26 protein-coding genes are annotated in these 26210 nt (G+C 68.7%); 19 read left to right on the plus strand and 7 right to left on the minus strand.

All coding sequences use genetic code 11. The features are described 5' to 3' along the window. Positions 1-12: 12 nt before the first annotated feature. The 6 genes from ACUDCK_RS00125 (at position 13) to ACUDCK_RS00150 (ending at position 6195) form a co-directional block, all read left to right on the plus strand. Positions 13-342 carry a (2Fe-2S)-binding protein gene (locus ACUDCK_RS00125; protein WP_054418833.1) on the plus strand — a complete coding sequence of 110 codons (330 nt, stop codon included), beginning with the start codon at positions 13-15 and terminating at the stop codon, positions 340-342. After that, positions 339-1724 (plus strand): FAD/NAD(P)-dependent oxidoreductase, encoded by a 1386-nt coding sequence (locus ACUDCK_RS00130; RefSeq protein ID WP_054504477.1) that lies wholly within the window; start codon positions 339-341, stop codon positions 1722-1724. The genes ACUDCK_RS00125 and ACUDCK_RS00130 overlap by 4 nt, the downstream gene beginning before the upstream one ends. Further along, the gene (locus ACUDCK_RS00135) at positions 1721-2893 is read left to right on the plus strand and encodes an NAD(P)/FAD-dependent oxidoreductase (RefSeq protein ID WP_064527378.1); all 1173 of its coding nucleotides are present in this window, start codon (positions 1721-1723) and stop codon (positions 2891-2893) included. The genes ACUDCK_RS00130 and ACUDCK_RS00135 overlap by 4 nt, the downstream gene beginning before the upstream one ends. Beyond that, positions 2890-3957 carry an ABC transporter substrate-binding protein gene (locus ACUDCK_RS00140; RefSeq protein WP_054485421.1) on the plus strand — a complete coding sequence of 356 codons (1068 nt, stop codon included), beginning with the start codon at positions 2890-2892 and terminating at the stop codon, positions 3955-3957. The genes ACUDCK_RS00135 and ACUDCK_RS00140 overlap by 4 nt, the downstream gene beginning before the upstream one ends. 97 nt (positions 3958-4054) lie before the next feature. Continuing rightward, positions 4055-4993, plus strand: a complete 939-nt coding sequence (locus tag ACUDCK_RS00145) for a 2-hydroxyacid dehydrogenase (RefSeq protein ID WP_175167330.1) — start codon at positions 4055-4057, stop codon at positions 4991-4993. Positions 4994-5361: 368 nt separating this feature from the next. After that, a complete protein-coding gene (locus tag ACUDCK_RS00150) occupies positions 5362-6195 on the plus strand; it encodes an AraC family transcriptional regulator (protein WP_175167329.1) in 834 nt (277 codons plus the stop codon). A 73-nt stretch (positions 6196-6268) separates the two neighbouring features. On the opposite strand, the gene ACUDCK_RS00155 is transcribed toward ACUDCK_RS00150, so the two are convergent. Beyond that, positions 6269-7165 (minus strand): LysR family transcriptional regulator, encoded by an 897-nt coding sequence (locus ACUDCK_RS00155; protein ID WP_006389505.1) that lies wholly within the window; start codon positions 7163-7165, stop codon positions 6269-6271. Positions 7166-7334: 169 nt separating this feature from the next. Between ACUDCK_RS00155 and ACUDCK_RS00160 the strand changes: the two genes are divergently transcribed. From ACUDCK_RS00160 to ACUDCK_RS00170, 3 genes are read left to right on the plus strand one after another with little or no spacing between them, the layout of a single operon-like run. Continuing rightward, a complete protein-coding gene (locus ACUDCK_RS00160; protein ID WP_238874632.1) occupies positions 7335-8315 on the plus strand; it encodes a Bug family tripartite tricarboxylate transporter substrate binding protein in 981 nt (326 codons plus the stop codon). Positions 8316-8355: 40 nt separating this feature from the next. Next, on the plus strand, positions 8356-10413 hold the full coding sequence (locus ACUDCK_RS00165; protein ID WP_175167328.1) for a hydantoinase/oxoprolinase family protein: 2058 nt from the start codon (positions 8356-8358) through the stop codon (positions 10411-10413). Then, the gene (locus tag ACUDCK_RS00170) at positions 10406-12136 is read left to right on the plus strand and encodes a hydantoinase B/oxoprolinase family protein (protein WP_116791259.1); all 1731 of its coding nucleotides are present in this window, start codon (positions 10406-10408) and stop codon (positions 12134-12136) included. The genes ACUDCK_RS00165 and ACUDCK_RS00170 overlap by 8 nt, the downstream gene beginning before the upstream one ends. Here ACUDCK_RS00170 and ACUDCK_RS00175 read toward each other — a convergent pair. Further along, positions 12123-12920 (minus strand): GntR family transcriptional regulator, encoded by a 798-nt coding sequence (locus ACUDCK_RS00175; protein ID WP_144656282.1) that lies wholly within the window; start codon positions 12918-12920, stop codon positions 12123-12125. The genes ACUDCK_RS00170 and ACUDCK_RS00175 overlap by 14 nt on opposite strands. A gap of 229 nt (positions 12921-13149) precedes the next feature. Here ACUDCK_RS00175 and ACUDCK_RS00180 point away from each other — a divergent pair, with 229 nt between their 5' ends. From ACUDCK_RS00180 to ACUDCK_RS00225, 10 genes are all read left to right on the plus strand, one after another. Beyond that, the gene (locus tag ACUDCK_RS00180; protein ID WP_049070372.1) at positions 13150-14181 is read left to right on the plus strand and encodes an ABC transporter substrate-binding protein; all 1032 of its coding nucleotides are present in this window, start codon (positions 13150-13152) and stop codon (positions 14179-14181) included. Positions 14182-14237: 56 nt separating this feature from the next. Continuing rightward, complete coding sequence (locus tag ACUDCK_RS00185) at positions 14238-15293, plus strand: ABC transporter ATP-binding protein (RefSeq protein WP_175143552.1); 1056 nt, start codon at positions 14238-14240, stop codon at positions 15291-15293. Beyond that, positions 15290-16156 (plus strand): ABC transporter permease, encoded by an 867-nt coding sequence (locus ACUDCK_RS00190; protein ID WP_054504485.1) that lies wholly within the window; start codon positions 15290-15292, stop codon positions 16154-16156. The genes ACUDCK_RS00185 and ACUDCK_RS00190 overlap by 4 nt, the downstream gene beginning before the upstream one ends. A 1-nt stretch (position 16157) precedes the next feature. Continuing rightward, entirely contained in the window at positions 16158-16958 is an 801-nt protein-coding gene (locus tag ACUDCK_RS00195) for an ABC transporter permease (protein ID WP_054499250.1), read from the plus strand. Next, positions 16958-18115 (plus strand): NAD(P)/FAD-dependent oxidoreductase, encoded by a 1158-nt coding sequence (locus tag ACUDCK_RS00200; RefSeq protein WP_175167327.1) that lies wholly within the window; start codon positions 16958-16960, stop codon positions 18113-18115. Before ACUDCK_RS00195 ends, ACUDCK_RS00200 begins: the two co-directional genes overlap by 1 nt. Beyond that, a complete protein-coding gene (locus ACUDCK_RS00205; RefSeq protein ID WP_175167326.1) occupies positions 18099-18407 on the plus strand; it encodes a (2Fe-2S)-binding protein in 309 nt (102 codons plus the stop codon). The genes ACUDCK_RS00200 and ACUDCK_RS00205 overlap by 17 nt, the downstream gene beginning before the upstream one ends. After that, positions 18404-19846: an FAD/NAD(P)-dependent oxidoreductase gene (locus ACUDCK_RS00210; protein ID WP_175167325.1), complete on the plus strand. Its 1443-nt coding sequence runs from the start codon at positions 18404-18406 to the stop codon at positions 19844-19846. Before ACUDCK_RS00205 ends, ACUDCK_RS00210 begins: the two co-directional genes overlap by 4 nt. 9 nt (positions 19847-19855) lie before the next feature. Continuing rightward, on the plus strand, positions 19856-21019 hold the full coding sequence (locus tag ACUDCK_RS00215; protein ID WP_175167324.1) for an NAD(P)/FAD-dependent oxidoreductase: 1164 nt from the start codon (positions 19856-19858) through the stop codon (positions 21017-21019). Next, on the plus strand, positions 21016-21402 hold the full coding sequence (locus ACUDCK_RS00220) for a RidA family protein (RefSeq protein WP_054504489.1): 387 nt from the start codon (positions 21016-21018) through the stop codon (positions 21400-21402). Before ACUDCK_RS00215 ends, ACUDCK_RS00220 begins: the two co-directional genes overlap by 4 nt. Positions 21403-21934: 532 nt before the next feature. Beyond that, a complete protein-coding gene (locus ACUDCK_RS00225) occupies positions 21935-22402 on the plus strand; it encodes a hypothetical protein (protein ID WP_175167323.1) in 468 nt (155 codons plus the stop codon). Positions 22403-22615: 213 nt separating this feature from the next. Here the strand turns inward: ACUDCK_RS00225 and ACUDCK_RS00230 are convergent, their stop codons facing one another. The 5 genes from ACUDCK_RS00230 to ACUDCK_RS00250 all read right to left on the minus strand — a co-directional run bounded on the left by ACUDCK_RS00230 (position 22616) and on the right by ACUDCK_RS00250 (position 26200). After that, positions 22616-23248 carry an AAA family ATPase gene (locus tag ACUDCK_RS00230; RefSeq protein ID WP_063583033.1) on the minus strand — a complete coding sequence of 211 codons (633 nt, stop codon included), beginning with the start codon at positions 23246-23248 and terminating at the stop codon, positions 22616-22618. Continuing rightward, complete coding sequence (locus ACUDCK_RS00235; protein WP_049070384.1) at positions 23248-23610, minus strand: hypothetical protein; 363 nt, start codon at positions 23608-23610, stop codon at positions 23248-23250. Before ACUDCK_RS00235 ends, ACUDCK_RS00230 begins: the two co-directional genes overlap by 1 nt. A gap of 115 nt (positions 23611-23725) precedes the next feature. Then, positions 23726-23920 carry a DUF3396 domain-containing protein gene (locus tag ACUDCK_RS00240; protein WP_167517673.1) on the minus strand — a complete coding sequence of 65 codons (195 nt, stop codon included), beginning with the start codon at positions 23918-23920 and terminating at the stop codon, positions 23726-23728. A 38-nt stretch (positions 23921-23958) separates the two neighbouring features. Continuing rightward, positions 23959-25233 (minus strand): amidohydrolase family protein, encoded by a 1275-nt coding sequence (locus tag ACUDCK_RS00245; RefSeq protein WP_175143550.1) that lies wholly within the window; start codon positions 25231-25233, stop codon positions 23959-23961. 16 nt (positions 25234-25249) lie between these two features. Continuing rightward, positions 25250-26200, minus strand: coding sequence for an ABC transporter permease (locus ACUDCK_RS00250; protein WP_054418758.1), 951 nt, complete (start codon positions 26198-26200; stop codon positions 25250-25252). Positions 26201-26210: the final 10 nt, after the last annotated feature.

A 26210-nucleotide genomic window follows, 5' to 3' on the forward strand; every position in this document is an offset into this window, starting at 1 on the left:
GACCCCGCCATCATGGCAATACTGAAACGCCTGGCCGAAACGGCCCGGCCCGCCGTCGCCTTCACGCTGGACGGCAAACCCTGCAGCGCGCTGGCCGGCGATACCGTGCTGACGGCGGTGCTGACGCAGGCCGAACGCCTGCGCGTCTCGGAATTCGGCGGCGGGCCGCGCGCCGGCTTCTGCATGATGGGCGCCTGCCAGGACTGCTGGATGCAGCGCGAGGACGGCACGCGGCTGCGCGCCTGTTCCACCTACATCGAAGCGGGCATGCGCCTGCGCAGCGCGCCGCCGCGTGCGGAATACATGCCGGGCACGTTGGCGGCGGAGGGCGAGGCATCATGAACCTGATCCTGCCCGTGATCGTGGGCGCCGGCCCCGCCGGCATCCGCGCCGCGCAGACGCTGGCGGCCCAGGGCCTGCGGCCGGTGGTGCTGGACGAGGCGCCGCGCGCTGGCGGCCAGATCTACCGCCAGCCGCCGCCGGGCTTCGCGCGATCCAAGGCGGCGTTGTACGGCTTCGAGCACCGCAAGGCCGATGCGCTGCACCGCAAGATGGACGAGCTGGCGCCGCAACTGGACTACCGGCCCGGCAGCCTGGTGTGGAACGCCGAAGGCAAGACGCTCGATGTGCTGCGCGACGGCAAGAGCGCGCCCGTGCCCTACACCCATTTGATCCTGGCCACCGGCGCCACCGACCGCGTGCTGCCGTTCCCGGGCTGGCTGACGCCGGGCGTGTACACCCTGGGCGGTTCGCAGGTGGCGTTGAAGCACCAGGGCTGCGCCATCGGCGAGCGCGTCGCGTTCCTGGGCACCGGCCCCCTGCTTTATCTGGTCGCCTATCAGTACGCCAAGGCCGGCGCCCGTGTTGTCGCGGTGCTGGATACCTCGCGCTTCGCCGACCGTCTGGCGGCCTTGCCCGCCATGTTGCGCGCGCCGGGCCTGCTGGCCAAGGGGCTGTACTACATGGCCTGGCTGCGCGCGCATGGCGTGCCGATGGCCAGCGGCGTGCGGCCGGTGCGGGCCGAGGGCGAGACGCGCGTCACCGGGCTGGTCTACCGCCAGGGATCGCGGCAGCGGCGCGTCGATTGCGATGCCTTGGGCTACGGCCTGTCGCTGCGCTCCGAAACGCAACTGGCCAGCCTGGCGGGCTGCCAGTTCATTTTCAACGCGCGTGACCGTGCCTGGACGCCGCGCCTGGATGCGGCCGGACGCAGCAGCGTGGCCGGCGTGTACGTGGCCGGCGACGGCGCCGGCATCGGCGGCGCCGACGCGGCCGAGCTCGCCGGCGAGCGCGCCGCGCTCGCCTTGCTGGAGGATGCGGGCCATGCGCAGCCGGCGCAGCGGGCGCGCGAACTCGAAGCCCGCCTGGCCGCCAACGGCCGCGTGCGCGACGCGCTCGAACGCGCCTTTCCGTTTCCCGAGGATTGGGCCGCCGACATCGCCGACGACACCGTGGTGTGCCGCTGTGAGGAAGTCACCGCCGGCACGTTGCGCGCGGCGGTCCACGGCACCGGCGCGCGCGAACTGAACCGCCTGAAGGCGCTGACGCGTGTCGGCATGGGACGCTGCCAGGGCCGCATGTGCGGCGCCGGCGCGGCCGAAGTGCTGGCGCAGGCCTGCGGCGCCGGGCCGGACGGCGTCGGCCGCCTGCGTGGCCAGCCGCCGGTCAAGCCGATCCCCGTGGATATCGTCTGTCTCGACCGCACGGAGAAGGCCGCGCCATGACCGAACGCATCGACACCGAAGTCGCCATTCTCGGCGGCGGCATCGTCGGCGGCAGCGCCGCGCTGTTCCTGCGCCGGCTGGGCGTGCCGGTGGTGCTGCTGGAGGCCGCGCTGTGCGGCGCCCGCGCCAGCGGCGTCAACTACGGCGGCGTGCGCCGCCAGGGCCGTGGCCTGGAGCAGATGCCGCTGGCGCGCCGCGCGCACGAGCTTTGGGGCCAACTGCCGCAACTGATCGGCATCGACGGCGAATACGTGCGCTCGGGCCACTTGAAGCTGGCGTGCTCGGATGCGGACCTGGACGCCCTGCACGCCTACCGCGCGCAGACCCGCGGCTTCGGCATGAATCTGGAAATGCTGGACCGCGCGGCGCTGGCGCGGCGTTTCGGCTGGCTGGGCGCGCACGTGGTGGGCGGCTCGTTCTGTCCCGAGGACGGCCACGCCAACCCGCGGCTCGTGTCGCCCGCCTTTGGCCGCGCCGCCCGCGCGCTGGGCGCAGACGTGCGCGAATCGACCCGCGTCACCGAAGCGGTCCATGACGGCGACCGCTTCATCCTGCGCGTCGGCGACGCGCTGGAGGTGCGTTCGCGCTTCCTGCTCAATTGCGCCGGAGCGTGGGCCGGACGCTTCGCACAGGACTTCGGCGAAGCCGTGCCCGAGACCGCGATTCATCCGCTGATGATGGTGACCGAGCCGCTGCCGCTGTTCATGGACGTCAGCCTCGGCATGCAGGGTGGCGGCATCTATGCGCGCCAGGTGGCGCGCGGCAACTGTGTCATCGGCGGCGGCCGCGCCGTGTCCGCCGGCCCCGATTACGCCCGTCCCGGCCGCGAGGCGCTGGGCCCGCTGATGGCCAACGCCGCGCGCCTGCTGCCGCCGTTGCGCGGGGCGCAGGTCATCCGCTTCTGGACCGGGGTGGAGGGCAACATGCCCGACCACAACCCGGTGCTGGGCCCCAGCGCCACCGTGCCGGGCCTGTTCCATGCCTTCGGCCTGTCCGGCGCGGGCTTCCAGATCGGCCCCGCCGTGGGCGAAGTGCTTTCCGAACTGGTCGTTAACGGCCGGTCTTCCATTCCCATCGACGCCTTCGGCATCGGACGATACACGGGGGCCGCTCACGGCGCCGTGGCTCGGTTGGGGCCTGTTCGTGAGCAAACGCTGGAGTCACCATGAAGCATAACAAACAGGGCGTTCGCCGCCCGTCCAAGGGGAAGTGGCTGCTGGGCCTGGCGCTGGCCGCGCTGTCGGCGGGCGCCATGGCGCAGCAGAAGACGCTGTACGTCGGCATGAACGGCGGCGACATGGAGCGCGCCTTCACGCAGTACGTGTTCCCGGATTTCGAGAAGGCCAACAACGTCAAGATCGTGGTGGTGCCCGGCACGTCCACCGACGTGCTGGCCAAGGCCCAGGCGTTCAAGGACAAGCCGCAGATGCACGTCATGTTCCTGGACGACGGCATCATGGCGCGCGCCATCTCCATGGGCCTGTGCGAGCCGCTCAACGACGATCCGGTGCTCAAGGACCTGTACCCCACCGCCGTCATGAAGGACCGCATGGCCGCGGGCATCGACATCGGCATGACCGGCCTGGGCTACAACACCCGCCTGTTCAAGGAGAAAGGCTGGGCCGCGCCGACCTCGTGGATGGACCTGGCCGATCCCAAGTTCAAGGGCAAAGTGGTGTTCCAGTCGGCCTCGGGCAGCACCTTCGGCCTGCACGGCTTCCTGATGTTCAACCGCATCCAGGGCGGCAACGACCAGAACACCGAGCCCGGCTTCAAGCAGTGGCCGTCCACCATCGGCCCCAACGTGCTGGAATACATCCCCAACTCAGCCAAGCTGGCCGAGATGATCCAGTCCAACGAAGCCGCCATCTTCCCGCTCACGCCCACCGCCATCGCCCGCCTGAAGAAGCGCGACATCCCGGTGGAATACGCCCAGCCCAAGGAAGGCTCGGTGATCCTGATGGTGGCCGAGTGCGTCATCGCCAAGAACAGCGAGCCGGAACTGGCGCAGAAGCTGGCGCTGTACCTGCTGTCGCCGCAGGCGCAGGCCAAGGCACTGGAAATGGGCGGCCATTTCCCGTCCAATAAGAACGTTCAACCGCCGGCCGGCACCGAAGAGGCGCTCAAGCGCTTCCAGGGCTACATGGCCAACGCCAAGATCCTGGACTGGGACCAGATCAACGCCACCCGTCCCGCCTTCAACGCGCGCTGGAACCGCACGGTCGAACGCTGAGGACAGGCGCGCCTTCGTCCGCGACGCTGCGCGCGTCGCGGACGGCAAGGCACCGATCACACCCAGGGCGCGCGCGCCCTTCACGCAGGAGCGAGGCATGCGGCTCATCATCAGGTCTGGCGGCCACTCGGCCATGGAAGAATGGCGCGAGCAGTTCAAGCGCCACGCGCCCGATCTGGAGATCGTCAGTTGGTTCGACGACGTCGACCCCGCCTCGATCGACTACGCCCTGGTCTGGGCCCCCGACCCCGGCCGCCTGGCCACCTTCCCCAACCTCAAGCTCATCATCAGCGCCGGCGCCGGCGTCGACCACATCGTCTCCGACCCCGCCTGGCCGCGCCACCTGCGCATCGCCCGCATGGTCACCCCGCGCACCGAAACCGAGATGGCCGAGTTCGTGCTGACCAGCGCCCTGATGCTGACCCGCGACCTCAAGCGCGCCATCGACCAGCAGGCCCGTCGCCACTGGGAACTGTACGACTCGCTGCGCGTGGCCGCCGACATGCGCGTCGGCATCATGGGCCTGGGCCACCTCGGCATCGCCGCCGCCCGCCTGCTGGCCAAGGTCGGTTTCCCCGTCAGCGGCTGGTCGCGCGGCGCGACCACCTTGCCCGACGGCCTGCCCTCCTACGCCGGTCCCGACCAGTTCCCCGAATTCCTGTCCCGCACCGACCTGCTGGTCTGCCTGCTGCCCGCCACCGAAGCCACCCGCGGCATCCTCAACCGCGACACCTTCGCCCACCTCCCGCGCGGCGCCAGCATCATCAACGCCGGCCGCGGCGCCCACATGGTCACGCAGGACCTCCTCGACGCCCTGGACAGCGGTCACCTGCACCAGGCCCTGCTGGACGTCTTCGACCCCGAACCCCTGCCGCCCGAATCCCCCCTCTGGACCCACCCCAACATCATCATCACCCCACATTGCGCGGCCATCCCCGACCGCCAGGAACGCGCCCGCCACACCGCCTGGCTCATCACCGCCAACGAACGCGGAGAGGCCTTGCCCAACATCTACGACCCCGTTCGCGGCTACTGAAAACACCGCCAAGCAGTTGTCCACAGCTTGCGCTTTGCGCCAAAATCCCAAGGCCTGTGGACAACTCGATTTCGTCCCCAGCATCCGCGAAGTGAAATCAATCGCAGCCCGGGGCGTCGTGGCATGGCGGTGCGGGGCGTGTAGATGCGCCCGACGGAAACCGAAGGGAGCCGAAGGCGGACGAGGTTGAGTATGGGGCAGTCCGGAGCGAACGCTCCGGACCGCAATCGTAGCCCCGCACCGCCATGCCACGGCGCCCCGGGCGTCTAAAGAACCCCGTTCCCCGCCAGCAAAAAACGGTTCAACAAAAAAACCGCAAAATCTGCAAACCAAGGCCGCCTACATTTGCTCCCCAAGGAGCCACGCACTTGAAACCTCAAACCCGCACCACCTACGCCCACCGCCTGGACCCCGTCCTGCGCTGGCTGGCCAGCCACCCCGACGCCGACCCCGACCTGTATCAGTTGGCCGATCTGGCTTGCCTCTCGCCCTATCACTTCCACCGCGTCTACCGCGCCGTGATGGGCGAAACCGTGAACGCCACCGTGCAGCGCATCCGCATGCACCGCGCGGCCGTTTCATTGGGCAGTACCGGGGATTCCTTGCGTGACGTTGCGCAGCGCGCCGGCTACGAGTCGGACGCCGCCTTCAACCGCGCGTTCGGCGCGACCTTCGGCATCCCGCCGGGGCGCTACCGCGCGACCCGCTCCCGACCCTTCAACCCCAAGGAGCCAGGCATGTACCCCATCACCATCGAGACCTTCCCCGGCGCCGTGCTGGCCGCCCTGCCGCACCGTGGCAGCTACCAGGAAATCGGCCCGGTCTTCTCCCGCGCCTTCATGCTCGCCGCCAGCCGCGGCCTGGCGCGTCCCGAGGCCATCGGCTTCGGCGTCTACTTCGACGACCCCGAGCAGGTGCCGCCGGCCCAGTTGCGCTCGATGGCGGGTGTGGCGGTCGCGCCCGACGCCGAGCTGGGCGACGAACTGGAACGCTTCGAGATCCCCGCCACCCGTTGTGCGATGCTGACCTATACCGGCCCTTACAACGAGATGGACAAGCCCTACAACTGGATGTTCTCGGAATGGCTGCCCGCCAGCGGCATGGTGCCGGCGGACTTCCCCATGTTCGAGCAGTACCTGAATGATCCGCGCACCACGCCGCCCGCGCAATTGCAGACGCGCATCTGCATGCCGTTGAAGTAAGCGCCGCAAGCCGCGCGATGGCCCGCGTTGACGTGGCCGTCGCGCGCGGCACGGGCTTGGCTTCGCGCCGCCGCTACCCCAGCACGCCCGCCAGGTACTGCCGCAGCCATGCATGCGCCGGGTCATCCTGGTAGCGCTCGTGCCAGTACAGCGACACGGTGATCGCCGGCAGGCTCAGCGGCGCCTTGAGCGTGACGATGCGCGCGCTGCCCGACATGGCCTTGGCGATGCTCACCGGCATCGTGGCGATGAGGTCCGAGGCCTCGACGATGAACGGGCACACCATGTAGCTCGACAGCGTCGCCACGATGCGGCGGCTGCGGTTCTGTCCCATCAGGATGCGGTCGATGGCCTTGCTGAAGTAGCGCGTGTGGGCCGCCAGGTCCAGGTGGCCGTAGCTCAGGTAGGCGTCCAGGTTCCAGCGCTTGCGCAGACAGGGATGGCCTTCGCGCACGATGCACACCGCCGGCTCCTGGTACAGGAAGCGCGTGCGCAGGTCCGGCGCCGGGTCCGGAAAGTAGCCGGCGATCAGCTCCACATGGTTGGTGTCCAGCATGCTCAGGCCGTGCTGCGGCCGCGCCGGCACGATCAGCAATTGGAAGTGCGGCGCATCCACCGCCAGGCGCGGGATCAGCTTGGGCAGCAGCGTGTACTGCACGTAATCGGTGGCGTAGAACGACAGGCTGCGCGCCGAGTGTGCCGGGTCGAACACCTCGCGCGTGCGGGTGGCGCGGCGCCAACCTTCCAATAGCGGCAGAAAGCCCTGGTGCAGTTCATGCGCGCGCTGCGTCGGCTGCCACGCGCCGCCTTCGCGCACCAGCAGCGGATCGCCGAACAGTTGCCGCAGACGGTTCATCGCGGCGCTCATGGCGGGTTGGCTGATGCCGAGTTGCTCGGCCGCGCGCGACACATTGCGGCAGGTCATCAACGCGTCGAAATGCACAAGCAGATTCAGGTCCGGATGCTTCACCGCCGCCCACCTATAAATAGCATCTATATCAATATAAACCGCAAGGACTGCTGGCGCGCGCCGGCCAGGCCTAGGATGTTCCCGTTGTTGCAGTGAACCCGAGGCAATGCCTCTCAGGCCCGGCGTCCATGATCGGGCCGCAAGGAAGTTCTATCAACAAGGGGAAGTCATGAACGCAGCGTTCATTCGCAGTTGCTGTCTTGCATTCGGGGCGGCCGCGCTGGCCGCCGCCGCGCTACCGGCCCGCGCCGAGTGGCCCGACAAGGTGATCCGCATCGTGGTGCCGTTCGCGGCGGGCGGGTCCACCGACCTGATCGCGCGCAAGATCGCGGAGGGCCTGGGCCAGCGCCTGTCGGCCAATGTCATTGTCGAGAACCGGCCCGGCGCCGGCGGCACCGTCGGCACCGAGTACGTGGCGCGCCAGCCGGCCGATGGCTACACCATCCTGATGGGTTCGGTCAGCACGCACGGCAGCGCGCCCTGCGTGTATTCGAAGCTGCCGTACGACGCGCTCAAGGATTTCACGCCGCTGACCGTCGTCGCCACCATTCCCAACGTCATGTCGGTGAACCAGTCGGTGCCGGCCAACAATCTGCGGGAGTTCGTGGCGCTGCTCAAGAAGGAGCCCGAGAAATATTCGTTCGCCTCCAACGGCCAGGGCACCTCCAACCACCTGGCCGCCGAGCTGTTCAAGAGCACGGCCGGCGTGTCGATGGTGCACGTGCCGTACCGCGGTTCGGGCCCGGCGTTGATCGACCTGGTGGGTGGCCAGATCAACATGATGATGGACGTGGTGATGACGTCCTATCCGTATATCAAGGACGGCAAGATCAAGGCGCTGGCGGTGACGTCGCCGCAACGCTCGCCGATGCTGCCCGACGTGCCGACGGTGGCCGAGTCCGGCTATCCCGGTTACGAAGCGATGGTGTGGTTCGGCATGCTGGCCCCGGCCAAGCTGCCCGAGCCGTTGCGCGTCAAGCTGACCGATGCGCTGGCGCAGACGCTGCACGCGCCCGCCATGAAGACCTATCTGGAACAACAGGGCGCGCAGGTCTCGGACGTGGCCGGGCCGGCCTTCGGCGCCATGATCAAGAGCGAAATCGACAAATGGTGCGGCGTGGTCAAGCAGGCCGGCATCAAGCTGGACTGAGCGCCGCCGCGCCCTTCTTTTCATTCAGGGAAGCACAAGCATGTATCGCATAGGGATAGACGTCGGAGGCACGTTTACCGACTTCACGATGATCGACGAAGATCAAGGCATCGTGCATTTTCACAAGGTGCCGTCGACGCCGTCGGACCCATCGGAAGCCATCGCCACCGGCATCGCGCAGATGCTCAAGGACCATGGCGTGGCGCCGTCGCAGGTGTCGCATGTGGGCCATGGCACCACGGTGGCGACCAACCTCATCATCGAGCGCAAGGGCGCGCGCGTCGGCCTGATCACCACGCAGGGGTTTCGCGACGTGCTGGAGATCGGCCGGCAGACGCGGCCGCACCTGTACGACTACAGCGTCGGCAAGCCGCCGGTGGCGGTGCCGCGCGAGTTCCGCGCCGAGGTTAATGAACGCGTCAATGCGCACGGCGAGGTGCTGACGCCGCTGGATGGGGACGCGGTGCGGGCGGCGGCGCGGCGCTTTGCCGCCGCCGGCATCGATGCCGTGACCATCTGCTTCCTGCATGCCTACCGCAACCCGGCGCACGAGCAACAGGCCGCGCGCATCGTGGCCGAGGAAATGCCCGATGCGTATATCAGCCTGTCGTCGGACGTGCTGCCGGAGTTCCGCGAATACGAACGCCTGTCGACCACGGTGCTGAACGCGGCGGTGGGGCCGAAGATGGCGCGTTACCTGGAACGCTTCCTGCAGCGCGTGCGCGAGCTGGATATCGGCCACGAGCCGCACACCATCCATTCCAATGGCGGCCTGATGTCGATCGCCACGGTGCGCCAGTATCCGGTGCGCACCTGCCTGTCGGGGCCGGCCGCCGGCGTGGTGGGCGCGGCCGCGGTGGGTCGCGCCATCGGCAGCCTGAACCTGGTGACGTTCGACGTCGGCGGCACCAGCACCGACGTGTCGCTGATCTGCGATGGCCGACCGTTGTTCACCTCGCACCGCCAGGTGGCGGGCTATCCGGTGAAGACGCCGATGGTGGACATCCACGTGATCGGCGCGGGCGGCGGCAGCATCGCCTGGCTCGACGACGCGGGCGCGCTGAAGGTCGGGCCGCACAGCGCCGGCGCGGTGCCGGGGCCGGTGGGCTACGGCCGCGGCGGCACCGAGCCGACCATCACCGATGCCGAGATCGCCTTGCAGCGCCTGAATCCGGTGGCGCTGCTGAACGGCCGCATGCCGGTGCACGCCGAGGCCGCGCGCCAGGTGATCGACGAACGCGTGGCGCGGCCGCTGGGCCTGACGCGCGAGGCCGCGGCCGAAGGCATCCTGCGCATCGCGGCGGCCAACATGAGCCGCGCCATCCGCGCCGTGTCGACCGAGCGCGGCCACGACCTGTCGCAATTCGCCCTGTATGCCTATGGCGGCGCGGGCCCGCTGCACGCGGTCGAGGTGGCCGAGGAATGCGGCATCCCCACGGTGATCGTGCCGCAGGAGCCGGGCACCATGTGCGCGCGCGGCATCCTGCTCAGCGACATCTCGTTCGACTTCGTGCGCAGCGAGATCGCGCTGGCCAGCGCGGAAAGCTGGGACGGCGTATCGACGATCTTCGACGGGCTGCGCGATCAGGCCGAGCGCTGGCTGGAGGAGGAACGCGTGGAACCGGCGCTGCGCCTGTACCGCAGCGCCATCGACGCGCGCTACGAGGGCCAGAACTTCGAGGTGCAGGTGGCGCTGGACGACACCGGCGCCGGCGGCTACGCCGAGTTCGCGCGCCGCTTCGCCGAGGCGCACGAGCGCGAGTACGGCTACACCGTCGACGACCGCAAGGTGCAGATCATCAACTGCCGCATGCAGGCGGTGGGCCAGGTGGTGAAGGCGCCGCTGGCGCCGCGCCAGGTCGATGGCACGCTGGACGGCGCCCGCATCGGCGAACGCCGCGCCTATTTCGGCGAGCTCCACGGCTGGCTGGACACGCCGGTCTATGACCGCGACCGCGTGCCCACCGGGGCGCGCTTCCGCGGCCCGGCGCTGCTGGAGGAAATGAGTTCGACCACCGTGGTCGGCGCCGGCCAGGACGTCGAGGTCGACGCCTACGGCAACCTGATCATCCGTTTGCAAGGAGGCTCGCATGCGTGAAGCCCATGAAGCCAATCAAGACACCGGCGTGGCCCTGGCCGATCCGGTCGGCATGGAGGTGTTCTGCAACCGCCTGCTGTCGATCACCGAAGACATGAACAACACGCTGGTGCGGGCCTCGTTCTCGACCAACATCAAGGAACGCAAGGACTGCTCGGTGGCGCTGTTCGACGCCGCCGGCCGGCTGGTGGCGCAGGGCACGCAGATCCCGCTGCACCTGGGCTCGCTGGACGGCGCCATGGGCGCGATATTGCGCGCCTTCCCGATCGATCAGATCCGCGACGGCGACGTGTTCATCTGCAACGACCCCTACCTGGCCGATGGCAGCCACCTGCCCGACATCAACATCGTCACGCCGGTGTTCTGGGAAGGCACGCTGCGCTTTTTCGCCGCCAACATCGCCCACCATTCCGATGTGGGCGGCGCGGTGCCAGGGTCGATCGCCGGCGGCCTGAAGTCGATCTTCGAGGAAGGCATCCGCATTCCCGCCTGCCGCATCGCGCGCGCCGGCGAGGTGGACGAGGATTTGCTGCGCCTGATCTGCGCCAACACCCGCGACCCCGAGGAACGGGTGCTGGACCTGCGCGTGCAGATGGCCACCAACCGCCGTGGCGCGGCCGCGGTGCAGGGCCTGATCCGGCAGATGGGGCTGGCGGCGGTGCTGCGCTCGGTCGATGACGTCATCACCTACACGCGCCGCCGCCTGCTCAACCGCATCGGCGAGCTGGCGCAGGGCAGCTACACCTTCCGCAGCGACCTGGACGATGACGGCATGGGCGGCGATCCGGTGCCGATCCAGGTGACCCTGACGGTTAGCCGCGACCGCCTGCATTTCGATTTCGAGGGTTCCGGCAAGCAGGCGCGCGGCGCCATGAACCTGCCGTTCAACGCGCTGCGGGCCTGCGTGTATTACGCGGTCAAGGCGCTGTTGGATCCGGACCTGGCGCCCAACGCCGGCCTGTTCGACCCGATCAGCGTGTCCGCCCCGGTCGGCACCATCACCAATCCCGAGCATCCGGCGGCGGTGGGCGCGCGCTCAATCACCGCGCAGAAGGTCGCGGGCGCCATCTTCGGTGCGTTCCGCGGCCTGCTGCCGGCGGAAAAGACCATGGCGTCCAGCAACGACTGCTGCCCGGCGATCGTGTTCTCGGGCCGCTGGCGCGAGCGCGCCGGGCACTTCGTCTACCTGGAGACGCTGGGCGGCGGGGCCGGCGCGCGCTTCGATGCCGACGGCATGGACGCGGTGCACGTGCACATGACCAACACGTCCAACCTGCCGGTGGAAGCGCTGGAAAACGAGTATCCGCTGCTGATGGACGAGTACGCCATGATCCCCGATTCCGGCGGCGCCGGCCGCACCCGCGGCGGCATGGGTATCGCCAAGCAGATCCGCGCGGTCGGACCCGGCATCGTCTTCTCGGCGCGCTCGGACAGCCACACGGTGGGCGTGGCCGCCGGTGTCGATGGCGGCGCCGACGGCCGCCGAGCGCGGCTGGTGCGCAATTTCGGCACGCCCGCCCAAGAGGAGCTGTTCTCCAAGACCGCCAACATCACGCTGGCGCCGGGCGAGAGCGTGCGCATCGAGACCCCGGGTGCGGGCGGCTACGGCCCCGCGGCCGAGCGGGCCCGCAACCGCATCGAGCGCGACCTGGCCGACGGCAAGATCAGCCCGGAAGCGGCGCGCGCGGCCTATGGCTACGAAGCCCCCGCTACGCCACGTTGAGCGACATCGAGTACTTCATCTTGTCATGCGGAAAAGTGGTGATCGTGGCCAGCAGCAACACCCCGCCGCTGCCGTAGTAGCGGCGGGTGATGACAAAGCCCGCCGTCTGCGGTTCGACCTGGAGCTGTCTGGCGATCCCCGCCGCGATGGGCGTGGCCGAGAATTCCTGGTTGACCTCGTGGATGCGGTTGCCGAAATGATCTTCGATCAGCCGCAGCAGCGAAATGCGCGGCTGGATGTCGGCGCGCAGATCGGAATGCGCCGGGTCGGCATAGATCAGCGTGCACGCCACCGGCGTGTCCTGGTCGCCCAGCGTCTTGATGGAGTTGATGTGCAGCCACGGCTGGCCGGCCTCGGCGCCCAGGCTCTCGGCCAGCCGCTTGGTGAGCTTGATGGTGCGCACGTCCTGCACCAGCAGCGCGGCGTTGCGCGCGTACTGCAGCAGGTCGGGAAACTGCGAGATGCGTTGGGTGAAGCGGGTGCTGGCGTGGGCGGTCTCGACGCGCGTGCCGACGCCGGGTCGCCGCGACACCATGCCGGCCACCGTCAGCATGCGGATGGCCTCGCGGATGGTGTGGCGGCTGGCGCCGAATTGTTCGCACAGTTCGTGTTCGGTCGGCAGCAGCGTCATGACCGGGTAGCGGCCGCTGCCGATGTCGCGCGCCAACTGCTGGTAGATGCTCTTGTAGCGCGGACCGCCAGCCTCGTCGTCCGGCCCCGTGGCCTGGCCGCGGGCCTCGCGCGCGGCGGCCGGGTCGGGCGCGCGTTCGGAGGATCGGGTCATGGGGTGGCTCCTTTTCTCGTTCTATCGGGGTTTGTACGGACAATAACCCATTGACAGGGCCCGCCTCGCGGATCCATTATTTGTCCGGACATTCATGTACGGACAAATTGTACGGCGGACATGAGGTCGCGGGGCAAGCGGGTCCGCATTTTTTCTGCGGCGAGTCCATCCCCGGATTCAGGCAGCACCGGCAGTTCTTGCAGTTCTCTTCCAATAAACGGGGGTTTTCATGGGCAAGGTACTCGCAGTCCTGGCGGCGGCCACAGTGGCCGTCGGTGTATGCGCCACGGCGCAGGCGCAGCAGAAGTTGGTGGTGGCCGGCTACGGCGGCTCGTTCGAAGACATCATGCGCAAGGACATCTTCCCGCCCTTCGCCAAGCAGCACGGCGTCGAGCTGGATTACGTGGCCGGCAACTCCACCAATACGGTGGCGCGCCTGCAGGCGCAGAAAAGCAACCAGCAGATCGACGTCGCCATCATCGACGACGGTCCCATGTACCAGGCCATCGCGCTGGGCTTCTGCGCGCCGATCCAGGGCCTGCCGGCCGACGACATCTACGGCACCGCGCGCTACAAGGACGACAAGGCGGTTGCCATCGGCATCGTCGCCACCGGCATCATGTACAACAAGAAGGTCTTCGACGAGCGCAAGTGGGCCGCGCCCACCTCGTGGAAGGACCTGAAGGATCCCAAGTACAAAAAGCAATTGGTGGTGCCGCCGCTGAACAACACCTACGGCCTGCACGCGCTGGTGGAATACGCCCGCGAGGGCGGCGGCGGCGAGAAGAAGATCGACGCCGGCTTCAAGACCTTCAAGGACGAGGTCGGCCCCAACGTGCTGGTGTACGAACCGTCGCCGGGCAAGATGACCGAGCTGTTCTCCAGTGGCCAGGCCACCATCGCCGTGTGGGGCAGTGGCCGCGTCAAGGCCTTCGCCGACACTGGCTTCCCGGTGGGCTTCGTCTATCCGCAGGAAGGCGCCTACGCGCTGCTGTCGTCGGTATGCCCGGTGGCCAAGGCCAATGCCAATCCGCTGGCGCAGGCCTTCGTCAATTACCTGGTGAGCCCGAAGGTGCAGGAGCAGTTGGCCAGCGCCTACGGCTATGGCCCGGTCAACAAGCAGGCCAAGGTGGCCGACGATCCGCGCGTGCCGCTGCCGATCGGCAAGCGCGCCGCCGACCTGATCGTGATCGACTGGGACACGGTCAACCAGAACCGGGACGACTGGAACAAGCGCTGGACGCGTGAAATCGAGCGTTGACGTTTCGTACACCAGGACGCAACGGCGGCGCGGGCGTGCCGCCAGCGGGAGCATCCATGAGTTATCTCGTATTGAACCGCCTGTCCAAGCGCTACGGCGACCTGACGGCGGTCGAGGACCTGAGTCTGTCGGTCGAACGCGGCGAGTTCATCTCGCTGCTGGGGCCGTCCGGCTGCGGCAAGACCACCACGCTGCAGATGATCGCCGGGTTCGTCGAGCCCAGCGGCGGCAGCATCGTGCTGGACGGCAAGGACGTCAGCCGCACGCCGGCCAACAAGCGCGGGCTGGGCATGGTGTTCCAGAACTACGCGCTGTTCCCGCACATGACCGCGGCCGAGAACGTGTCGTTCGGCCTGGAGATGCAGCGGGTCGGCAAGGACGAGCGGCAGGCGCGGGTGGCGGAGGCGCTCAAGCTGGTGGGCCTGTCGCATCTGGCCGACCGCCATCCGGCGCGCATGTCGGGCGGCCAGCAGCAGCGCGTGGCGCTGGCGCGCGCGCTGGTGATCCGCCCCAGCGTGCTGCTGCTGGACGAGCCGCTGTCGAACCTGGACGCCAAGCTGCGCGAGGAAATGCAGTTGGAGCTGCGCAGCATCCAGCGCACCGTCGGCACCACCACCATCCTGGTGACGCACGACCAGTCCGAAGCGCTGGCGCTGTCCGACCGCATCGTGGTGATGAACCAGGGCCGGGTCGAGCAGGTGGCCGAGCCGTTCGCCGCGTATGAAGGGCCGTCGAACCGCTTCGTCGGCGGCTTCCTGGGCAAGGCCAATGTGTTCACGCCCACGCCGCAGTCTTATGACGGCGAGGTGCGGGCGCGCGTCGGCGAGGCCCACATCGCCATGGACGGGCAGCCCGTGCCGCAGGGCGCGGTGATCGTGCGGCCCGAGAAGATCCTGTTCGCCGAGGCCGGCGCCTGTGCCCTGCCCGGCCGCATGAAGACGCGCGTGTTCCAGGGCAACCACTGGCTGTGCCAGGTCGAGACCTCGGTGGGCGAAGTCATGGTGATCCGCCAGAACGATGGCGTGCCGGTGCCTGCCGAAGGCGCGACCGTGCACCTGCGCTGGCGCGCGCAGGACATGTGCGCGGTGGCCGGCCAGGAGCCGGCAAAATGAGCGCGCGCGCCAACCCCTGGCTGCTGAGCGCGCCGGCGCTGGCGGTGTACGCCACCTTCCTGGTGGTGCCGATGGCGCTGGTGCTGCTGATCAGCTTCTTCGACTTCCAGTTCTACGGCGGCATGCAGGTCACCTTCACCTGGAAGAACTACATCGAGATTTTCAGCGACGGCTATTACTACGAGATCTACGCCCGCACCTTCGGCGTGGCGGCGCTGGTGACGCTGGCCTGCCTGGTGCTGGGCACGGCCGAGGCCTACGTGCTGTCGCGCATGGCCAATCCGTGGAAGGGCCTGTTCCTGATGGTGGTGCTGGGGCCGCTGCTGATCTCGGTGGTGGTGCGCACGCTGGGCTGGGCGCTGCTGTTCGGGTCCACCGGACTCATCAACAAGGCGCTCATGGGCATCGGCCTGATCGCCACGCCGATCGACCTGATGTACAGCAACCTGGGCGTGGGCATCGCGCTCACGCATGTGCTGGTGCCGTTCATGGTGATCGCGGTGTGGGCGTCGTTGCAGCGGATCAATCCGTCGACCGAGGCCGCCGCGCTGTCGCTGGGCGCCAGCCAGTTCACCGTGATCCGTCGCGTGATCGTGCCGCAGGTCATGCCGGGCATCCTGTCGGGGTCGATCATGGTGTTCGCGATGGCCGCCAGTTCCTTCGCCACGCCCGCCATTATTGGCGGCCGGCGCCTGAAGAACGTGGCCACCGCCGCCTACGACGAGTTCCTGAACACGCTCAACTGGCCGCTGGGCGCGGCGCTGGCGGTGGTGCTGCTGGTGGCGACCGTGGTGGTGCTGTTGTCGGCCAACCGGCTGATCGAGCGCCGCTATGGCGCGGTCTTCAATCCGTCGGGGGCCTGACATGAACTTCCGCAACGGTCCCATCGGCCTGCTGTTCCATACGCTTTTCATCCTGTTCATCCTGGCGCCCATCGTGATGGTGTGCGCGGTGGCGTTCACGTCCGAAGGCTTCATTTCGCTGCCCAGCGGGGGGCTGTCGCTGCGCTGGTTCCGCGCCATTCTCGACAACCCGCGCTTCATCGAGGCGTTCTGGTTCAGCCTGGGGCTGGGCACGCTGTCGGCCACGCTGGCGATCGCGCTGGCGGTGCCGAGCGCGCTGGCGTTGTCGCGCAACCGCTTCCGCGGCCGCGAGGCGCTGGTGGCGTTCTTCCTGTCGCCGCTGATGATTCCGCACGTGGTGCTGGGGCTGGCCTTCCTGAAGTTCTTCACCACGGTGGACCTGGCCGGCACCTACGTGGGGCTGGTGGTGGCGCACGTGATCCTGGTGATGCCCTATGCGCTGCGGCTGGTGCTGGCCTCGGCCACCGGCATCGATCCGGCGCTGGAGCGCGCGGCGCAGTCGCTGGGCGCGTCCCACTGGACCGCGTTCCGGCGCGTGGTGCTGCCGTTGCTGCTGCCGGGCGTGGTCAGCGGCTGGGTGATCGCCTTCATCACCAGCTTCGACGAGTTGACCATGTCGATCTTCATCGCCTCGCCGTCCACCACCACGCTGCCGGTGCGCATCTTCCTGCACATCGAGGACACCATCGACCCGCTGGTGACGGCGGTGTCGGCCGTGCTGATCTATGTGACCATCATCGCCATCTTCATCCTGGACCGCCTGGTCGGCCTGGAAAAGCTGTTTGTCGGAAAGGGACGCTAATGACGGAAGAAATACAACAGGCGCCGCGCGCGCCGGCGCATCGCGGCGTCTACGACGCCGTGGTGATCGGCGGCGGCCTGGTCGGCTCGGCCGTGGCCTACGGGCTGCGGCGCGAACTGGACCACGTCGCGGTATTGGACGAAGGCGACGTGGCCTATCGCGCTTCGCGCGGCAACTTCGGGCTGGTCTGGGTGCAGAGCAAGGGCATGGGCCTGCCGCGCTACGGTGTGTGGACCATGACCTCGGCCGGCGCCTGGCCGCAACTGGCGGCCGAGCTGCGGGAGCAGACTGGCGTGGACGTGCACCTGGAACAGCGCGGCGGCCTGCACGCGCTGTTGAGCGACGAAGAGATGGAAGCGCGCGCCACCTTCATGCGCACGCTGCTGGCGCAGCCCGGCATGGCGCAGTACGACTGGAAAATGCTGGACCGCCACGAGCTTGCCGACATGGTGCCCGGCATCGGCCCCGAGGTGCGCGGCGCCACCTGGACGCCGGTCGACGGCATCGCCAATCCGCTCAAGCTGCTGCGGGCGCTGCACATGAGTTTTGCACAGCGGGCTGTGGATTACCTGCCGCGCTGTCCGGCGCAACAGATCCGCCAGCGCGACGGCGTGTTCGAGGTGACCACGCCCACCGGCACGGTGCGGGCGCGTAAGCTGGTGCTGGCCAGCGGCCTGTCGAACAAGGCGCTGGGCGAACAGGTCGGCCTGACGGTGCCGGTGCGGCCGCAGCGCGGCCAGATCGTGGTGCTGGAGCGCACCCGCCGCCTGCTGGAAACGCCGCTGTCGACGCTGCGCCAGACCGACGAAGGCACCTGGTTGATCGGCGATTCGCAGGAAGAGGCCGGCTATGTGGACAACCAGGTCGGCCTGCCGATCCTGGGCACGCTGGCCGACCGCGCCGTACGCACGCTGCCCGCCTTGCGCGAGGTGCGGGTGGTGCGTAGCTGGGCCGCGCTGCGGGTGATGTCCAAGGACGGTTTCCCCATCTATCAACAATCCGAGACGTGCCCCGGCGCCTTCGTCGCCACCTGTCACAGCGGCGTCACCCTGGCGGCCGCGCACGCGCTCAAACTGGGGCCCATGATCGCCGCCGGCCAACTGGCCGACGACATGGCGCCCTTCTCGACCCGGAGGTTCCATGTTCAAGAGGCTTGACGAGGCGCAGCGCCAGGCGCAGGGCGCGCCGGTGCGGGTGACGGTGAACGGCGCCGAACTGCAGTGCCGCCCCGGCGACAGCGTGGCCGCGGCGCTCTTTGCCGGCGGCATGCTGGCCTGTCGCGACACCGCGGTCGGTGAAGTGCCGCGCGGCCCCTATTGCATGATGGGTGTGTGCTACGACTGCCTGGTCACGATCGATGGCCAGGCCAACCAGCAGGGCTGCATGACGGCCGTGCGTGACGGCATGAAGATCGAGCGCCAGCTTGGCGCGCGCAAGGTGCAGGCATGATCGAGACGACGCAATGCGATTTGCTGGTGGTGGGCGCGGGCCCCGCCGGGTTGGCCGCCGCCACCACCGCCGCCCGGCTGGGGGTGGACACGGTGCTGCTGGATGAGCAACCCGCGCCGGGCGGACAGATCTACCGCGCCATCACCACCACGCCGGTCACTGACCGCGCGGTGCTGGGACCGGATTACTGGCACGGCGCCTCCCTGGTCGAGCCGTTCCGGCAGTCGGGCGCGCGTTATGTGCCGGGCGCGACCGTGTGGGCGGTGGCCGAGCGCACCGCGCCCGAGCCGCAGCGCGGTTTCGAGGTGGCGTATTCGGTGGCGGGCGAAGCGCGCATCCTGCATGCGCGGCGCCTGCTGCTGGCCACCGGCGCGCAGGAACGGCCGTTCCCGATTCCGGGCTGGACGCTGCCCGGCGTCATCACCGCCGGCGCGGCGCAGATCTTGCTGAAGTCCGCCGGCGTGGTGCCGGCCGACCGTACCGTGCTGGCCGGCTGCGGCCCGCTGCTGTACCTGGTGGCCTGGCAATACCTGAACGCCGGCGTCAAGGTCGACGCGCTGCTCGAAACCACGCCGCCGGGCCGCCTGCGTCAGGCCTTGCCAAAGGTGTGGGATTTCCTGCGCTCGCCGTATCTGGGCAAAGGGCTGTCGCTGTTGCGCGCCGTCAAGGCGGCGATTCCCATCATCAAGCGCGTGACGGCGCTGGAAGCGCTGGGGCAGGACAAGCTGGAAAGCGTGCGCTACACCGCCGGCGGCATCACCAAGACGCTGCCGGCGCAACAGTTGATGCTGCATCAGGGCGTAGTGCCCAACGTCAACCTGTCGCGCGCCATCGGCGCCGAGCATCGCTGGAACGCGGCGCTCGATTGCTGGGAACCGGAGGTGGATGACTGGGGCCTGACCTCGGTGGACGGCGTGGGCATGGCGGGCGACGGCGCCGGCATCGCGGGCGCGCTGGCCGCCGAACAGCGCGGCCGGCTGGCGGCATTGCAGGCCGCGCATCTGCTGGGCCGCATCGACGCGGCGGGGCGCGACAGCGAGGCCGCCGCGCCCCGCGCCGCGCTGGCGCGGGCGGTGCGCGGACGCGATTTCTTCGATACCCTGTACAAGGCGCCCGAAGCCTTCCGCCGCCCCACCGGCGACACGATCGTCTGCCGCTGCGAGGAAGTGACGGCGGCGCAGGTGCGCGACACCGTCAAGCTCGGCTGCAGCGGCCCGAACCAGATGAAGGCCTTCCTGCGCTGCGGCATGGGCCCGTGCCAGGGCCGCTTCTGCGGCCTGACGGTGTCGGAGATCATCGCCGAGGAACGCGGCGTGCCGGTGCCCGAGGTCGGCTACTACCGCCTGCGCTTCCCGACCAAGCCGTTGACGCTGGGCGAGCTGGCCTCGCTGCCGCAGACCGACGAATCGCGCCAGGCGGTGGTGCGGCTGAAGAAATAGGAGCCCGCCATGACGGACGCTTCGCGCTCGGCCGCCGTCATCATCATCGGCGGCGGCCTGCACGGCAGTTCGGCGGCGCTGCACCTGGCGCGCGCCGGCGTGCCGGCGCTGGTGATCGAAAAGAACTACGTCGGCCGCCACGCCTCGGGCGTGAACGCCGGGGGCGTGCGCACCCTGGCGCGGCACCTGGCCGAAGTGCCGCTGGCGCTGGCCTCGCGCGAGCTCTGGTATCGCATTGGCGAGCTGGTCGATGACGATTGCGGTTTCGAACAGCATGGGCAGGTGCGCGTGGCCGAGAACGAGGCCGACGCGGCGGCGCTGCGCGCGCGTCTGGCGACCATGCAACAGCATGGCTACACGCATGAACAATGGATCGACCGTGACGAATTGCTGGCGATGATTCCCGCGCTGACGCCCACGGTGCAAGGCGGCCTGATCGCGCGCGAGGACGCCGCCGCCGATCCCTACCGCACCACGCTGGCGTTCCGCCGCAAGGCCGCCAGCCTGGGGGCGCGCTTCGTGGAAGGCGTGCGCGTGCTGCGCACCGTGCATGAGCATGGGCAATGGCGGGTCGAAACCGACGCCGGCGTCTACACCGCGCCGCAGGTGCTCAACTGCGCCGGCGCCTGGGCGGACCGCATCGCCGCCGAATGGGGCGAGCCGGTGCCGCTGACCGCCATCAGCCCGATGATGCTGGTGACGCTGCGCATGGATCATTTCCTGGACGCGGTGGTGCTGGGCACCGGCCGGCCGTTGTCGTTCAAGCAGCGCGCCAACGGCACCGTGCTGATCGGCGGTGGCCGCCGCGCCTGGGTCGATCGCGACGCGGAATGGACCGAGCTGGACTTCCGTTCACTGGCCGAGGGCGCGCGCACCGTCTGCGACCTGTTTCCGCACATGCGGCAAGCGGTCGTGAACCGCGGCTGGGCCGGCATCGAGGCCGCCATGCCCGACGAGATCCCGGTGATCGGGCGCAGCCAGCGTTACGACAGCGCCTTCCACGCCTTCGGCTTCTCGGCCCACGGCTTCGAGTTGGGCCCGATCGTCGGCCGTATCATGGCCGATCTGATCGCCACTGGCGCGACCGATCTGCCGATCGCGCCGTTCGCCATCGATCGTTTCGCCGGCGCCGCGGGCGCGCCGGCATCCACTTCAAAGGAGCAGCACTCATGAATGACATCGTGCGCAAGGATTCCAACGAGCGCCTGAGCCGCATCGTGATTCACGGCAACACTGTGTACGTCGCGGGCGTGACCTCGTCGGCCGAAGGCGGCATTGCCGCGCAGACGCGCGACGTGCTGGCCAAGATCGACGGCTATCTGGCGCGGGCCGATTCGGACAAGACCCGGCTGCTGTCGGTGCAGATCTGGCTCAAGGACATCGAGCGCGATTTCGCCGGCATGAACGCGGTGTGGGCCGAGTGGGCCCCGGCCAATGCGCTGCCGACGCGCGCGACCTGCGAGGCCAAGCTGGCCTCGCCCGATCTGCTGGTCGAGATCATCGTCACGGCCGCGAAGCGGCCGGGATACGTCGGCGGGCCGGCGTCGGAAGCCTGACCGGCCACAACGATCCGGCAGCGTGCTGCCGGATCTTTCGAGTGGCCTCCCGTCGCGACCCTGACAGCGGCGGGTGAAGGCGAGGTCCGGCCTCGGACACGCCTTATTTCGTTATTCCGCGATGCATTTTCCCGGTTTTGCGCTTCCTCGCTGTTGATAATCGGCGCGTTGACAAGGAAGTGCTTTGGATGGGCCGGCAAGTCCGGCCTTCGGGAATTCGTAGCGTGCCAGCCGGTCAGGTTTTCATCCGCAATATCGAGCCCTCTTGCCGCGGCCATCATGGTGCGCGGCGAGGCTGGCGGCGTCACAAGCGGGCCGCCGCGCACAGCGCCGCCAGCCTGACGCTGTGCCCTGGGTTCGCCGCCGCCGCGCGCCCGGCCCTGAACTGGGCGACTCCGACATCATCATCATCAAGCCCGGCACGGGCAAGCGCTGGCGCGCCTATGTGGGCGGGGACGACGCCGGAACCCCGCCGCCTTGCGTTGTCGAGACATTCACAACGCCAGCCCATCCTCGGTTCAACCGAGTACGCATGATGTCCAAGTTCCGTTCCCTGATCGTATGGTCCGTGGCCTTCTCGCAGGTCTGGACTCCCGTGCTGGCGCAGACCCTGCCGATCTCGGTGGCCAGGCGGCGGGCGGGGCCGACAAGGCGCGGGACCCGGGGCGACAAGAGCGGGGCGTCGGCGGGCCTGCCTGTTGTCGCGCGCGCTTCCGGCAATGCCAGCTCGACCACGCGCAGCGCGATCAGCGGCGGCAGCGTCGTGATCCGTGATGAGGCCGCGCAGCAGGATCTGACGGGGATGACGGCGGTGCAAACGGTCGCCGCGCTGAATCGCGACACGTCGTCGGATACGTTGAATGCGCTCAAGCCGATCTTCGACAAGGAGAAGATCGAGGCGGGGTTCGAGATTGCGTCGGAGGCTCAGAAGCAGGTCGGGCAGTTCCTGGAAACGCGGGCCAGGATTCGGTGTCGGGCAACGTCGCCCAAGGCCGGATGAACAGCGACTTTCGATCCGCCAGCGAACAGGCCGGCCTGAAGGCGGGCGACGGCGGCTTCCAGTTGGATGTCGCGCGAAACACGACCTTGGTCGGCGCGGCGATCTCCAGCAGCGAGCGCGCGGCGCCGGAAGGCCGAAACGCGCTCGGGACGGGCACGCTGGATGTTCGAGATGTAAAGAACACGGCCCCCCACCGTCGGTACGCAGGCCGCACTACTCGCTGGCCGACAACGAGGCCTCAACGAGCGGCTTCGCCCAATCGGGCGTGTCCCGCATCTCCGCTAGCGAAGTGGGATAGAGCACCTGGCCATCGTCCACGTAGAGGGCCAGAGCCGGCTCAGGTACGGCCTCGCCAGGCTCCACGTCCACGCTGTTGTCGTAGACCCGCAGACTGACCAGGTGCGGCATCAATTTCAGCAGATTGCGGTAGGACGTCTTGCAGCGCTCGCGGATGCGTTCTTCGGGGATGTCGTGGCCACCGCGCGCCACCCGGGCCCGCACACGCGCAATATGGTGCTCGGCGTCGCGCAGGCCGCAGTACCAGACCAGCACATCGTGGGTCGACGCCGCGGCGATGAGCTTTTCCACGATGGTCTGGCCGCCCAGGGTGGTTTCGAAGGCGAACGACCCGCCCGCCGCGACTGCCGCGTCCAGCCGCCGCACCCCTTCCGCCCACGCTTCCGCATTGGCCTGATCTTGGGACCGGCCCAAGCGCTGTACAAGCTCACGAGCGAAGGTGTCAGGGTTGAACCAGGCCATGCCGGCCTGAGTCAGGATATGGCCGCCCACTGAGCTTTTGCCGGCGCCATTCACTCCCGCCAGCACATACAGAATTGGGCGTTCCATCAAAACGTGGAGCCGGCCTTAACTCGGCCAGCCAACGGGCCTGGGTTGCGCATAACGCTTCGCAGGCGCTCAGCCGCGTCGGGGGCGGACAGCGCGGCAAGTCGTTGATCGAAGCTGCGGCGCAGCTCTTCGACCGGGTCCGGCACGGCGGCCTGGGCAGCGTTCAGCGCGTCTATGATGCGCGTGTACTCGGCCACCGTCATGATCACGGCCTCCGGCTCATCGTGGTTTGTGACGACGAGCTTTCCTTCGGCGGCGGCAAGACTGCGGACGACACCCCGCCAGCCGTCCTTCTTGACTGCCGAAGCAGGCTTCGCCGGCAGGCGGGCGATAGGTTCAGCGAGCAATGCGGAAGCAGCCATGATCGTTCTCCCAACGAGGGCTTTCGAATCGGCCTTGATGGCCTCTTGGTCAATTTTACCCTTTTTGGCCTTTTATCACTAATTGCCCTCTGGGACCGCGCATGCGGACCCCTTCTTATATGGGGACGGATAAACCGTGCCGCGTCACCATGTCGCGATTGGTTGCGGTGACCCAAGACACCGTCTTGAGCGTGTCGGGTTTGAGCACCATGGCGGAGAATACGGGTGCCCCCACGTCAACGCCGCGGGCCTGTTCTGACGCAAAGGCTTCTGTCGGTTGGTCGCTGTTCCATTCGGAGGGGGACAGCACAAAGCCGAAGCCGCCATGGGCCAGTCCCCCCTACATCCTCAGCGCACCTGAAAACTCACCTGCCCCGGCCGCCCCGGCAGGTTCAACGTCGCCGTGGCCGGCGGCGTCGTCGCCACCACCTCGCCAGCGCGCAGCACCATCAGGCGCGTGGCGCGCAGGCGCAGCGCCTCGACCGGGTCGCGGGCCTGCAGCAGCACCATGTCGGCGCGCTTGCCCACTTCCAGCCCGGTCTCGTCCAGGCCCAGGATCTTCGCCGGCGTGGCCGTGACGGCCTGGAAACAGGCGCGCATGGCGTCCTGCCCGGTCATCTGCGCCACGTGCAGGCCCATGTGCGCCACTTCCAGCATGTCGCCCGAACCCAGGCTGTACCAGGGGTCCATCACGCAGTCGTGGCCGAAGGCCACCGGCACGCCGGCGGCCAGCAGCTCGGGCACGCGGGTCATGCCGCGGCGCTTCGGATAGGTGTCGTGGCGGCCCTGCAGCGTGATGTTGATGAGCGGGTTGGCGATGGCCGACACGCCGGCCTCGCGCATCAGCGGGATCAGCTTGGACACGTAGTAGTTGTCCATCGAGTGCATCGAGGTCAGGTGCGAGCCCGTGACGCGGCCCTGCAGGCCCAGGCGTTGCGTGTGATAGGCCAGCGTCTCGATGTGGCGCGACAGCGGGTCGTCGCTTTCGTCGCAGTGCATGTCCACGCGCAGGCCGCGCTCGGCCGCCAGTTCGCACAGGATGCGCACCGATTCGGCGCCGTCCTGCATGGTGCGCTCGAAGTGCGGAATGCCGCCGACCACGTCCACGCCCATGTCCAGCGCGCGCTTCAGGTTGTCGAGCGCGCCCGGCGCGCGCAGCACGCCGTCCTGCGGGAAGGCCACCAGTTGCAGGTCCAGGTACGGCTTGACCTGCTCGCGCACGTGCAGCAGCGCTTCCACCGCCAGCAGGCGCGGGTCGCACACGTCGACGTGCGAGCGGATCGCCAGCAGGCCGCGCGCCACCGCCCAGTCGCAATAGGCCAGCGCGCGCTCGACCAGCGCTTCCTGCGTCAGCAGCGGCTTGAGTTCACCCCACAGCGCGATGCCTTCGAGCAGCGTGCCCGACTGGTTCACGCGCGGCAGCCCGAACGACAGGGTCGAGTCCATGTGGAAGTGGGCGTCGACGAACGGCGAAGTCACCAGTTGGCCGGCGGCGTCGATGGTCTGCGCGGCCTCGGCCTTCAGCGCCGGTTCGAGCGCCGCGATGCGGCCCTGGGCCACGCCGATGTCGATGTGCTGGCGGCCGTCCGGCAGCGTGCAGTTCTTGAGGATCAGATCGAGCATAGTCAAACCTTCTGGATTACCGTTCGCCCTTGCGGTAGGGCTTCATCAGGGCCTGCGGGTAGGCGGCGCGGCGCGCCATCACCACCAGGGCCAGGATGGACAGAATATAGGGCAGCATCAGGTAGACCTGATAGGGCAGCTCGGGCAGCCCCGGCAGCGCCGCCCCACCCTGCTGCAGCCGCAGTTGCAGCGCGTCGAAGAAGGCGAAGATCAACGCGCCCAGCAGCGCCTTGCCGGGCCGCCACGAGGCGAACACCACCAGCGCCACGCAGACCCAGCCGCGGCCGTTGACCATGTTGAAGAAGAAGGCGTTGAAGGCCGCCAGCGTCAGGAAGCTGCCGGCCACGCCCATCAGCGCCGAGCCGGCGACGATGGCGCCCATGCGCAGCTTGGTCACCGACAGGCCCTGGCCCTCGGCGGCGGCGGGGTTCTCGCCCACCATGCGGATCGCCAGGCCGACCGGGGTGCGGTTCAGTACCCAGGCCAGGATCGGCACCGCGGCCAGCGCCAGCAGCGTCATCGGCGTCTGCCCGGCCAGCACCGGGCCGATCAGCGGAATGCCGTCCAGGAATTTCATTTCGGCGAACGGCGTGATCGTCGGCGGCGTGTTCACGCTGGGGAAGGTGACGCGGTAGGCGAAGTAGCTCAGGCTGGTGGCCAGCAGCGTCACGCCCAGGCCCGAGACGTGCTGCGACAGGCCCAGCGGCACCGTCAGCACCGCGTGCAGCAGGCCGAATACGGCGCCCGCCAGCGCGGCCGCCAGCACGCCCACGTACAGCGGCGCGCCCAGGTACACCACCAGCCAGCCGGTGAAGGCGCCGGCGGCCATGATGCCTTCGATGCCCAGGTTCAGCACGCCGGCGCGCTCGCACAGCAGCACGCCCAGCGTGCCCAGGATCAGCGGCGTCGCCAGCCGCAACACCGCGACCCAGAAGGCCGCGGAACTCAACAGGTCCATCCATTCCATGGCGTGCTCC

The sequence above is a fragment of the Achromobacter sp. CF-sbj1-Ac2-l genome, from assembly GCF_052698165.1.